The organism is Enterovibrio norvegicus, assembly GCF_002876705.1.
In the GTDB taxonomy this organism is placed as follows: domain Bacteria; phylum Pseudomonadota; class Gammaproteobacteria; order Enterobacterales; family Vibrionaceae; genus Enterovibrio; species Enterovibrio norvegicus_B.
This window is the reverse complement of the sequence record NZ_MDAG01000014.1, coordinates 26640-38583: the sequence shown is the minus strand read 5'-3', so window position 1 is coordinate 38583 and position 11944 is coordinate 26640. Positions and strand designations below refer to the sequence as shown.

Below are 11944 nucleotides of genomic sequence, written 5' to 3'. Positions count from 1 at the left end.
AAGGTTAAAGGAGATAAAGGGCAGAGGCGAGTTAAGCCTCGTCCATCATTTTCTGTAATGACTCAGAAAGAAGGTCGCCGTATTACGGGCTAGCTTCAGCCCTTCTTCTTCGCTGATAGGCTGACATGCACCGATAAGCTGCGGCCAAAAAGCACTGCCTTTAATCAGATTATGAAGTTGAGAGCGCGCTTGTTCGATGTTATCCATCGTTAGCGTGCTTTTTTCTTGTTGAGCAACTAACCAAGCGTGCAATGCCGTGTCTTCTTTCGACATGTTTTTCATTTGTTCTTGCAGGGCATCGGGTTGAAACAAGAAGTGACCGATAGCGACTTTTGCCATATCGAGATATTCGGGTTTCGAGAAGACAAGGATCTCTTGATAGAGCAGGGTGGTGAGCTGTTCTTCGAGTGGTTGCTGGGCAAGCTCTTCTAGTGCATCGGCGGTGATGGTGCTTTTCCAAAGCACTGATAACAGCTCCATCACTAGCGCTTCTTTCGATGCGAAGTGATTATATACGGTACGTTTGGACACATTTGCCAGTGCCGCGAGCTTATCCATGCTGGTGTTCTGCACACCATATTCATGAAAGGCTTGTCTTGCCGCACGAAGGATCGCTTCGCGTTTTAATTCACTGCGTGTCTTTTTCTTTTCTATCATCACGTTAGTCGCCAACACCTAGATTAATCGAATCTATTTTACACTAACCGGTTTACTTTTCATTCTATAATTGTAAACTACACCGAGTAGTTTACAATTTATTTCATCATTTCTTGTTTTTGTAATGACGACGTTCTCTCACTCATCGAAACAGCGTGGACGGTATGCAGAATCCAATTTTAAAACGCCAAATGGTTAAGAAATCACTTTTTAGCGCCCGTTTGTTAACCGTAGTAGGAGCGATCACAATGAGCAGTTCATTAACGTCATGTTCAGCACCAGAACAAGAAACCCAGCGCTATCCCGATAAGTTTGTAAATAGCGATCCAGCCCTCAAGGCGCCGGATAACGTGTTTGAAATCATCAAAGCATATTTCACGGCAGAGCGTAAAAACCCAACACCGACGTTTGCATTGCCCGTACACAGCATTACGGCAGAGCAATTGTTGAATGAAGAAAGTGATGTGGTTTACCGTTTGGGCCACTCCAGTGTGATCATGAAACTGGATGGAAAGCTTGTGATGGCAGACCCCGTGTTCAGCGAACGTGCATCCCCCGTGCAGTTTTTAGGGCCGAAGCGTTTTCACGACACACCGATCACGCTAGAAGCACTGCCTGATATTGATGTGGTGGTGATCAGTCATGACCATTACGATCACCTCGATAAGCATTCTGTGAAAACCTTGGCCAGCAAAGTCGGTATGTTCTTGGTGCCACTGAAAGTGGGGCAGGTTATGCGTGATTGGGGTGTGTCTGCGGAAAAAATCACTGAGCTAGATTGGTGGGAATCAAAAACAGTGAATGGCATTGCTTACACATTAACGCCGACGCAGCATTTTTCTGGTCGCGGTTTGACCGATCGTGACTCGACGTTGTGGGGGAGTTGGGTGATTAAATCCTCTGAGAACAACGTCTATTTCAGTGGTGACTCTGGCTACTTTAAAGGCTTTAAGGAGATTGGTGAGCGCTTCGGTCCGTTTGATCTGACCATGATTGAAACTGGCGCTTACAATACCTTGTGGTCGCACATCCACATGTTCCCTGAACAAAGCGTACAGGCTCACATTGACCTTAAAGGCAAAGTGATGATGCCCATTCACAACAGTACGTTTGATTTATCTATGCACGATTGGGACGAGCCGTTGGAGAAATCACTGCGCATCGCCACCGAAAGAGGTGTGACTTTGGTGAGCCCTGAAATTGGTCAGCGTCTAGAAGTGGGTGAAGCCATGCCGGTTGTTAACTGGTGGAACAATGCGTTGGAAGAGTAACTGGGCGTTGGCAGAGTAACTGGGCGTTGGCAGAGTCATTGGGCAGCGCAGCTGTGTATTGATGAGACCGTATATCAATGACACAGTGTATTGATGAGACAGCGTATGAGGGGGAGTAATGAGAATGAATGCCGCAAAAGGGTTTAAGCGAATCTTGTTACTTTCTTTTGTCGTCGCGGGCGCAATGCAAGGCGCGTTTGCCGCGACAACAACTGAGCGTATTGAAAACGATGTTATTTACCTTATCAGCCACATGGAAAAGGCTGATTGTACCTTTGTACGAAATGGTAAAACGTATACCAATCTTGAGGCTGCTGAACACCTTCTCAATAAGTGGGACTATGCCAAAGACGACATAACATCGACGGCGATGTTCATTGATGAGGTCGCTTCAAAAAGTTGGTTTACGGGTAAGGCGTACAAAGTGCAATGCGGTGGGGAAGTGGTCACGAGTCAGGTTTGGCTAACGGAGAAACTTGCTGAGAAAACACCCGTAGAACAGGATTGATCCAACGACCTAAAAGACAACTTATGGGCAGTTGGTAAGCGCGAGCGGCGGGAACATAAAAGCATGTGCATGTTGATGGTTAGCTTCCATGTTCCCAAAGCGTCACGAACTAGGATTTAACAGTATCAGCGGCGCCTTTGTTTCCGACAAACATGAGCGTAATACAGACAACAGCGTAAAGCGTGCCAATTGGCCAGAACAATAAGGTGATGGCGCAGAAAATGCCCGCTGGCAGCTTCTTATCACCAAATGCTCCCCAACAACCCAATCCTCCAATGACTAAGCCTGCGACACCAAACGCTGAGAAGAGTGCGCCCCCTGCATTAATGCCTTCGGATGCAAAAACGCTGTTGAATAATTCCCCTCCGCCAATAAACAGTATGCCAGAGAGTACCGTGAGTACGCCGCCCAATCCTAAAAGTACGCGCAAAAACATGTTCATATTTTTATAATCCATTGTGTTTAGTTATTTTCCCTTTTTGCTTTTTCAAAGGCTGACGATCTTTTACCGAAGAAATAGCACATTGCTCAATGAGCAATAACTGCACCAAATAGGAAAATTACTAACACATTGAACAATAGGGAGTATTTACTCAGTTGGCATTTTGGCAGGTGAATAGTTGCTTAAATACTGGCGAAAAATTGCCTTATCGGGCAATAAGTTGCTTCGATATAAGACGAATGCCTCAATAAATAGTCACAACTGTAAGGGTATCTTTTCCGCACGTTTTAGCATGAAACCAAGGGCGAGTAACGTAAATACAGTAACGATGCCGACCAAGCTCCATGCCCATGATAATCCAATGCTTTCAATGGCAAATCCCATTAACAACGGGCACAGCGCAATGCCTGCATTGTTTGCGATAACAGAGAATGACACATACCGACCTAGGTGAGAGTCTGGCACCAATTCGCAAAGGTAAGCATCGCCATTCGTTACTTCGAGGATTTCACTTGCAGTGATGATCAATATCGCGAAACCCATTACCAATAAGGTCGGCATAAACCCAATCATCACATACCCAGCACCGTAGCCGCATATAGCAAGCATGAGGTTTTTAATGGGGTGTGTTTTGGCCGTGAGCGAGGTGAGTACTGTCGTTAAGCCGAGCACGGCGAATGCGTTGATCATGAGTATGAGGCCGTAATATCGTGCGCCATCATCTGCAAAGCTTTCCGCCATCTGTAATGGCAGCGTAAACGTGATTTGGGCATAGCAAAAACTGACGCAGATATTGACTGCCAAGAACAACGCGATTTGTGTTTTATCTGGCTTGCTGACGTTATCTTGCGCGTCATGTTCAGTGGAGCGTTCAATCGCCTCTTGGGATGTTTTGTTGTCAGCCTTGGGCTTTCTTCCGGTGTTTTTTTTGATGAGCGATGCGAGCAAATAGGCGGCAATGAGCGTGGTGGCTGCATCGCCCCAATAGAGCCATTGGTAGAAATCGAGTAAAAGAAAACCGGCGATCAACGGGCCAACGGCGTGACCCACATTGAACGCGAGATAAGACAAAGAAAGGGCGTAGCGTTTAGATTCGCTGGTTGTTGAACACAGCGACAATAAGGCAGCGCGCATAGCGGGTCGCATAATGCCCAGCGCTAAGCTGGAGAGCGCGATAAAGATGATAGACAGAACATCGTGCGCGAACAGCCCAGCAATAATCACGCAGACCGCAGAAAAGGCCTCGCTGATTGCCATCAGTGCAAGACGGTTAAATGTATCCGCGAGATAGCCACCTAACACACTGCCAAGCATCCCCCCTATGGAGACGATGAAAACCATCATTCCCGCGTCAGCGGGCGAAAGCGAGAGTTTCTGGGTCAAAATCAGCGCATAAACGGGCAACACAAAGGTACCGCCCGCAATGATGAATCGCGCAAAGGCGATCATCCAAATGGCACGATCAAGCGCCAGATAGGGTTGGAAGTGGCGAAGAAAACCGGCGTCGTTTTTATTCATGTCGGCTCATGAGAGGTCGAATGCCATCTCAGCGCGATGACAACAAGACATTGAGCCCCAAGCCGCCTAACAAGGTGCCTGAAATGGCATTCACCATGTTCATAAGTCGGCGGTTTTGATTGAATTTCGCCAATGACACGGACACCATCACCGTCAGGAAAGAGAACCAGCAAATCGCGATCACCGCGTGAATGGTCACCAGCGAATATGCTGCGAAGAATGACACGTTGCTTGCATCAATAAATTGCGGAAACGCAGCAATATAAAACAGGGAGACTTTCGGGTTAAAAGCATTGGTGACTAGGCCTTCGATATACCAAGTCGCTTTTTGTTTAAGTGAGAAGGAAGGTAGAGAAAGAGGAGTATGTTCTGACCGTTGAATTGAATCGGTTTCGCTAATTTCTTCGCGCGCTGTCTGTTTCTCGAACAGCTTTTTCAAGCATTTCACGCCAAGAAAAATCAGGTAGCTTCCGCCTGCAACCTTTATCCAGCCGTACAAAAGGGGCGACTGCATAATAAGCAGGGACAAGCCAAACACGGTGAGCGTGCCGTGCACATAAAAGGCGGTGGCGATGCCTGCAACATTGTAATAGCCAGAAATGCGCCCAAAGCTCGGCACGTTTTTGATGATCAGCAAGCCGTTTGGGCCAGGGGAAACCACCATCAAGCCAACGACCATGGCGAAAAGTAAACTGTTAGACCAATCCATGTATGTGTTTATCCTTGCTTACGATGTGACACTTTTTCCTTTGCCACGGCGAAATTGCTTTTATCAACCATGCATTCAGGGCAAACCCAATCATCAGGTAAATCAGTGAAAGGAAGGGCATGATCCGAATCGTCGTATTGATAACCACATACTGAGCATTCATGAATCATGTCCTTTTCCTTTTTGATGATGACAAGTTGATGGTCCATCAATGCGTGAATGGCTTCTACATCGAAAATGTATCCATCCGCTTCTACTTCTTCTTCTAGCTCTGCCAGCGAAAAAGAATCCATTCGATTGAGTAATGTCAGTACCCACTGGTGTTCAGGGTCGATATCAATGCTGCCACTGGCGAAGAAAATACGCAGGTTGTCTGGATCAAGCATCAAGAACTGATTTCTGCCGATTTCGAGGCGCGTTGTGTAAGACACTTCCTCAGGCGTGTTTCGCAGTGACTGTTCGAGGCTAATTGGTGCAGGTGGCTGCTCTTGAATGAAAGGGATGACATGTTGTTCAAACAGGGAGCTTGCAAGGCTGGGGTCATCGCGAAACGCTTGGGCAATGTTTTCCAGTGAGTTTGCCATCACCTTTGAGATATGTTCACCAAATTGGGCGTCATGGCAGTTTACGGCTTGTCGTAATTGTTCGGTATAGGGGTGGAGTGTTTCAGAAAATGTCACGAACAAATCACGGTTACGAAGGTTGAGCGTGGAGAAGGTAAAGTGCAGCGAATTGTCATCCAATGCGACCGCCTTGTGACCTGTCCCGCGCGGAATGTAGAGCACATTTCCCGGCTCTAAAATGCAATCGGTTAATCGGTCGCATTCTGTGAGAAGCGTATTCGGACGATAGGTTTCCCCTTCATAGGGTCGATAGGCGCTACGCGATTCGACCATCCAATGTTTGCTGCCTTCGAGCTGCACGATGTACACGTCCTGATCGTCGTAGTGTATATCCAACGCTTCTCCGCGCGCAGGCGTCCAATACGCATTGCAATTGGTGGGGCATAAATACTGTTGGCTAAGCAATCGGCAGATATTGGCAACCACTGGTAGTTTCTGTTGCAAATCATTCAAGACCAGGGTGTAGCCACCTTTGAACGCATCGACCAACATGGCATCAGACGGTGGTTGCTGCGACAGGGTGGGATCAGCATTGTCCTTTTTGGCAATGCGAATGTCTCCCCATTCGTGCAGGTAGGTTTGTATCAGGTGGTCCAGCGAGAAACCGTTAATCAAGGTGTTTATCAGTAAAGGATTGGCGGTGCTAAACACGTAGGGATGCTTATCGAAATATTGACGATAAAATTCATCCACCGACGGGATACCAAGAATATTGGAATGGGTGCACTTAAAGTTCAATGTCTTCTCTTTCTAGTTCGATTTTGGTTAGTTCATTGAAATCACAAAGGCGGTCTTCGAACATCTGGTAGAAGAAATCCTTATTGTTTCCACGCGACGCGTAATCTTCAAAAATCTCAGCGGAATAGTTGATGTGTTTGGCTTCATCTTGGATGAGGGAATCAGAAAACTTTTTTAGTCTAGCGTGGCTTTCTTCTGGGGCGTGTTTCAGTAATGCATCTCGTACCATATATTGCAGCACCAATGCCCGAATTTCTGTTATATGCACTTGCACCAGTTCGTTGATGGACTCTAATTCAAAGAATCGTTCTTCTTCAGGGACTTTGGCGATGTCAGGGTGCTGGTTCGGCGTGAATTTTGGTTGCATGTCATCAATTTTGGATAGGGTGTCCTGATCCAAATCGAGGCCGGGATACACCAAATTCAACATTGAAATGAACATGGTGGAATGCCGCGACTCATCCAGCGCATGTTGTCGAACGCGGCGGGCATATTCGTCATTATCGAGCTTGTTGGAAAAGTTCCAGATTTGTTGCGCGCCATACCCTTCAAGGCAAGAATTGGCGACTAGTTGGTTAGCGAACCATTCACCGTCATCCGAAAGCTCAGCGTAACGCTTTGCGAAAATTGATTTGGCGAAAACAGGCTGATGGGTATCAAATGCGTGCTTTAGGATCGCGTTGTAGAGCGGGTATTGTCTCGCCTGAACATGCTTGAGTTCACCGAGAACGTTAGATGCAAGGTTAGATGAACGAGCCATAATCGTTTCCCTTTCTTGTCAATCAGTCGGCAGGATCAACAACGAAAAAAGGCAGCGGGCCCTGCTGCCTGAGTCAGTCAATTAAGTAATAGAGACTTACTTTTTCTCTTTGCTAAAAGAGTGGTTTCTGATGGTGAATGCACTCGGTGCGGCTTTGTTGAAAGAGTGGTTACGAATGGTGAACGCACTTGGTTGTTTCACATTGACCTGAGTATTTATCTTCATCGTTCTTTCCTTTTTGATGGATATAGATCTTTGAGGAATGCGCTAATGCGCGTTACTTGACCAAGTGGTAAAGAACTTTGCTGAGTTTGTTGCCAATAACAATTTGGACAGATCAATATTGTGATATTGCTTCAGACCTTTTTGTCTGCAAAATCAGGCATAAAAATGTGGCATAGAAAGTTTCATAGACGCTAAAGCCCTTATAAAACGTGGCCTGTAGAGGATGATGCCTTTTATAGGGTTCTGTTCTGTATATGCTTAAAGCGCATAACATTCCCTTTGTTATTAACAGACTAGCTAACAAACTCGATAACAATTTCGTTACGCCTATCTACGAACCCTGCGTATTGACCGTAATCGATTCCGTTGATCAAAATCATCTTTCCATTCAAAAGGCGGTTTTTTACCATTTTTAGGGGTTTTTCTGCCTTTTGACCACTTTGTTAATAATGGACATTCACGCTGACCCTAACGCGTGGATAAACCAATGCTCAGTACTAAGTGGCTGGAGCTTTACCGTTACATCAATACTCACGTCGATACGCTTCCGGCAGAGCGCCTGTTTCTTGAACACTTATTCCTTTGCTATTTTCACAGCAATTGAAAAATACCGTGCGTGGGATACTTAATTGGGATGAGAGCATGGAGATATGCGGGTTTTACAAAATCAGTCTCATTGTCAGCGCATTTGGATTCAAGGAGTTAAGGCATAATTAATGGAGAATGACTTGGTGAAAAAACAGCTGATAAGGAAGTCTTTTTATGTCTATATCAAATGAAAAACTGAAGGCATTTCAGTTCTTGCCTGAGATGTATCGCGATAGCTATTTCCCCAATTTCTTAGTCGACAAGATCAAAGCGATTTTGATCGAGTTGTGCCAACGCATAGAGAGCAATAACCCGCAAAGTTCAAGTGACTTGTTGGTCTTAACGCACGCCGCGACCGAGAGGATTAATGCACTTCAAGAAGAATTTGAAGACAATGATAGCGATTTGGAAACCGCCGCTAGAGAAGACATGGCTGAGAGCTTTGAATTTATCATAAGATCATACGGCTTTTTTGATGTTGATATTGAAGACGTTATTGCGCCAAGGGAGTGGTAGTGTGGGCGAGCTAATCTTTGAGCTTGTTTTACCGACCATCGGATGATTTATCGTATTTCTATTGGTAGAGTTGCTTTTTCAAATCATCTTCTACTTTACTGGTTACCCGATCGTCAAGATGCTTACGCTTGGCGCCTACCCAAAAGTAATGGGTGAATCTGAAGGCTCTGATAATGTCACAAGTATAATCGGCCTTATGGTGTGGCTTGCTCTCATTGTGGTTTTCATAGCTTGATTAAAACCGTGCCTTTGCTGATTAGAATGAAATGAAAAGAATCCTTTTTCTGTGCAGTAAAAACAGACTGAGAAGTCCCACAGCAGAAGCGGTGAGTGGACGCTCTGAGAGCCTCCCTTCGGGCGAGTTTACTGACGCCATGCTCGGTGTTGTCCCTTTTTGATGGAGCTCACTACATCGGCAAAGGGGCGCCTTGATCATAATGTCAGTAAAGCTCGCTGAATCCGGCATCTTCATGCTACTTGGGTATATGATGTTAACGTTAAGGATAACGTGACGGAAAATGTATGATTTTTAATGTTTCTGAATTAGAAAACCAAGCTAAATATCGCCTGCTCAATGGCGGAGTGACCCCGCGTCCTATCGCCTGGATCAGCACGCGATCTCGTGACAATGTTGACAATATTGCGCCGTATTCTTTCTTTACGGTGGCAAGTTGCAACCCGCCTGTCTTGCTTTATACGCAAATTACGCAAAGAAATGGCATCGATAAAGACACGCTAAAAAATCTCAATGAAACCGGTGAATGTGTCGTTAACATCGTCAATGAAGGCTTGCTTGAGAAAATGAACCAAACCAGTGCGAGTATCGATCGCCAGGAGAGTGAATTTACACATGCTCAGCTTGAAAGCTGCCCAAGTGCGACCGTTTCGCCGCTCTCTGTGAAAGACTCTCCCGTGCGTTATGAGTGTACGCTGCGTGACATTATCTCTGTCAGTGATCTTCCAACAGGGGGGACAGTCATTCTGTTAGATGTGACATCAATTTATGTGCGGGATGATTTGTATAAAGACGGCGTCATTGATCAACAGGATATTGATGTGGTTGGTAAGTTGGGAAGTGATTGGTTCAGTTTACCTTCTGAAAAAATTGAGTTGCTTCGTCCATGACTGAACTTGCACGGTTCAAGCGCACAAAAAGGGAGCCCTGCAGTGCTCCCTTTTCGGATGAAGACCTTCGCTTATGGTCTTCGTACTGTGTGATTAAACCAGCTCACAGCCTGTAACGAAATCGATGTCACACGTGTTAAATTTGCCCCACTGGTTTTGAAGCTGAATAGAGGTACCATCGCAGAAATCTAGCGTGACACATCCCCATGATTGGCTGACCGAAATTTGGCTCATAGAAGTCGCAAGGGAGTCGTCAATTTGGATCTTATCGCCGCACCAACCATTGAAGTCAGTGATGACGTCGCAGCCATCATTCTTATCGAAGAAGAAAACATCTTTGCCTAGGCCACCGGTGAGTACATCATTGCCTTGACCACCATGCAATATGTCGTTGCCCCATCCACCGTCGAGCTTATCCTTACCACTACCGCCAACTAAAATATCATCGCCGCATTCGCCGTAAAGTTTGTCATGGCCGTTACCGCCGTAAAGCTTGTCATTGCCCCAGCCGCCATAGAGGTGGTCGTTACCTTGGCCGCCTTTGATGATGTCATTATCATTGCCGCCATAAAGTTTGTCGTCGCCACAACCACCGTCTATGTAGTCACAACCGTTACCACCTTTGATCAGATCACCATCATTGCTTCCGATAATCTTATCGTTACCAGAACCACCATCAATGAGGCATTCATTGCCATATGCAACAATATAGTCATCACCACCTTTTCCATACAGCCAATCTACGTTGCAATCACTGATGATGGTGTCGTCGCAAGATGTTCCATGTTTTATCGTCATTTGATTTTCCTTTAGTTCACAGAATTGATGTTTTTCGCACCCTACAGCTCCAAAGGCAGAGAAAATATGACAGAAAAAATGGACAATACAATTGGTATGCTGACACTAATAGACCTAATAACAGTATGTTTATTATGTCTTCTCAAATGTGCGGTAAAATTGTTGTCAAAAATTAACCATGTCTGAAATAGTGGTCATGTGGCTTTAATGTAGACAGGCAAAATACGTTAATCTAGGGGGCGGGGGCGATTTAGCAGCGTTGGATCGAGATACTCAAAGGACGCTTTGTTGTATGGATATGGCTGATGCGAACGTGTCTAAACAAGTGTACATGATAAGACGATAGCACCTGCTTGTTCGCAAGCGCCACGCCTTATGAGTGAACTAACATCGAAGAGAATAGGGTGTTTATTGGCTTTGAATTAACGATACGGCTTTGGCGGTATCTTGGATGGATTGTTTTACTGAGCGAGGCGTCCAATCAAACAGCGAACGTGTTGCTGCATTATCCGCACTTAAATTCATGCCTAGCATCCCCAGCATGCCTTTTGCTTCTCGATCGAACAATGACATAAACCGAAGGAAGAAATCTGGCGCGATACGCGTGCTTGGCCCCTTGTAGCCTTCGTCTTTTAATATTTGCGCCATTTCCGCAAAACTACTTGGTGCTGAGCCTGCCGCTAGAATGCGCTTGCCGTTTGCCTTAGGGGTGATCATGGCTTGAACATGGAGCACTGCGAGATCACGGACATCCACCATCGGAAAGGCGATGTTTGGTACAAGAGGAAGTTTGCCGTTCAGCATTTGATCAACAATGGTCATTGTTTGACCTGTGATGTTCATGCCTAAAGGCGGCCCGAAGACGCCGCCAGGGTTTACGGTAACGAACTCCATTGCGTTAGATTTTGGCAATTTTTTCATGAAGTCCCAAGCTGCACGCTCTGCGAGCGTTTTACTTTTTGTGTAGGTGCTGATGGCACTTGAGCTGGAATCCGTCCAGTCACTTGGGCCGAATGTGCCCGTTTTCATGCTGCCCATCATTGCCACGATGGAGCTTGTTAATACGACGCGTTTTACGCCAGCGTTTTCACCCGCACGAAGCGCACGCAGCGAGCCTTCAACGGCGGGTGTGATCATTTCTTCTTCTGTTTTCGGGTTCGCGATCGTGAATGGTGACGCGATGTGCATGATGTAATCACACCCTTCAGCCGCTTCGTTCCAACCTTGGTCTGCTGTGAGGTCGAGTTGCACAAACGTAAGGTGTCGAGTATCAACGGAGGCTGCTGCAAGTGTAATCAGCACTTCGTCAGCTTTCTTCATGTCACGAATTGAACCACGTACCTCAAACCCCTGATTTAACAGTTCTTTGGCGCAATGCAATCCGATAAAACCTGATATCCCCGTGACTAAAACTCTCTCTCTTGTGTTGTGCGACATGTTACGCTTCCTCATTGATTGTTTATTTA

At 46.0% G+C, this 11944-nt stretch carries 13 protein-coding genes; 4 read left to right on the top strand and 9 right to left on the bottom strand.

Annotated features, from left to right (window positions below):
- Window positions 1–45: 45 nt before the first annotated feature.
- The gene (locus tag BCT27_RS09975) at window positions 46–657 is read right to left on the bottom strand and encodes a TetR/AcrR family transcriptional regulator (RefSeq protein ID WP_102395702.1); all 612 of its coding nucleotides are present in this window, start codon (window positions 655–657) and stop codon (window positions 46–48) included.
- A gap of 248 nt (window positions 658–905) precedes the next feature.
- On the opposite strand from BCT27_RS09975, the gene BCT27_RS09970 reads away from it, so the two are divergent.
- On the top strand, window positions 906–1928 hold the full coding sequence (locus BCT27_RS09970) for an MBL fold metallo-hydrolase (RefSeq protein ID WP_102395701.1): 1023 nt from the start codon (window positions 906–908) through the stop codon (window positions 1926–1928).
- 124 nt (window positions 1929–2052) lie between these two features.
- Entirely contained in the window at window positions 2053–2436 is a 384-nt protein-coding gene (locus tag BCT27_RS09965) for a DUF5329 family protein (RefSeq protein WP_102395700.1), read from the top strand.
- 109 nt (window positions 2437–2545) lie between these two features.
- Here the strand turns inward: BCT27_RS09965 and BCT27_RS09960 are convergent, their stop codons facing one another.
- The 6 genes from BCT27_RS09960 to BCT27_RS25965 all read right to left on the bottom strand — a co-directional run bounded on the left by BCT27_RS09960 (window position 2546) and on the right by BCT27_RS25965 (window position 7451).
- Complete coding sequence (locus BCT27_RS09960) at window positions 2546–2878, bottom strand: hypothetical protein (protein WP_241905204.1); 333 nt, start codon at window positions 2876–2878, stop codon at window positions 2546–2548.
- Window positions 2879–3133: 255 nt separating this feature from the next.
- Window positions 3134–4396 carry an MFS transporter gene (locus tag BCT27_RS09955; protein ID WP_102395699.1) on the bottom strand — a complete coding sequence of 421 codons (1263 nt, stop codon included), beginning with the start codon at window positions 4394–4396 and terminating at the stop codon, window positions 3134–3136.
- Window positions 4397–4424: 28 nt separating this feature from the next.
- Window positions 4425–5105 carry a LysE family translocator gene (locus BCT27_RS09950; protein WP_102395698.1) on the bottom strand — a complete coding sequence of 227 codons (681 nt, stop codon included), beginning with the start codon at window positions 5103–5105 and terminating at the stop codon, window positions 4425–4427.
- 8 nt (window positions 5106–5113) lie between these two features.
- Window positions 5114–6466: a JmjC domain-containing protein gene (locus BCT27_RS09945; RefSeq protein ID WP_102395697.1), complete on the bottom strand. Its 1353-nt coding sequence runs from the start codon at window positions 6464–6466 to the stop codon at window positions 5114–5116.
- Complete coding sequence (locus tag BCT27_RS09940; protein WP_102395696.1) at window positions 6456–7226, bottom strand: hypothetical protein; 771 nt, start codon at window positions 7224–7226, stop codon at window positions 6456–6458. The genes BCT27_RS09945 and BCT27_RS09940 overlap by 11 nt, the downstream gene beginning before the upstream one ends.
- A gap of 96 nt (window positions 7227–7322) precedes the next feature.
- Window positions 7323–7451 carry a hypothetical protein gene (locus BCT27_RS25965; RefSeq protein ID WP_017015440.1) on the bottom strand — a complete coding sequence of 43 codons (129 nt, stop codon included), beginning with the start codon at window positions 7449–7451 and terminating at the stop codon, window positions 7323–7325.
- A gap of 762 nt (window positions 7452–8213) precedes the next feature.
- Between BCT27_RS25965 and BCT27_RS09930 the strand changes: the two genes are divergently transcribed.
- Together BCT27_RS09930 and BCT27_RS09915 are read left to right on the top strand one after the other, a co-directional pair.
- Window positions 8214–8555, top strand: a complete 342-nt coding sequence (locus BCT27_RS09930) for a DUF5713 family protein (protein WP_102395694.1) — start codon at window positions 8214–8216, stop codon at window positions 8553–8555.
- Between the two features lie 522 nt (window positions 8556–9077).
- Entirely contained in the window at window positions 9078–9680 is a 603-nt protein-coding gene (locus BCT27_RS09915) for a flavin reductase family protein (RefSeq protein WP_102395693.1), read from the top strand.
- Between the two features lie 93 nt (window positions 9681–9773).
- On the opposite strand, the gene BCT27_RS09910 is transcribed toward BCT27_RS09915, so the two are convergent.
- Together BCT27_RS09910 and BCT27_RS09905 are read right to left on the bottom strand one after the other, a co-directional pair.
- Window positions 9774–10478: a calcium-binding protein gene (locus BCT27_RS09910; protein ID WP_102391679.1), complete on the bottom strand. Its 705-nt coding sequence runs from the start codon at window positions 10476–10478 to the stop codon at window positions 9774–9776.
- 408 nt (window positions 10479–10886) lie between these two features.
- Window positions 10887–11915: an SDR family oxidoreductase gene (locus BCT27_RS09905; RefSeq protein ID WP_102319311.1), complete on the bottom strand. Its 1029-nt coding sequence runs from the start codon at window positions 11913–11915 to the stop codon at window positions 10887–10889.
- Window positions 11916–11944 lie beyond the last annotated feature (29 nt).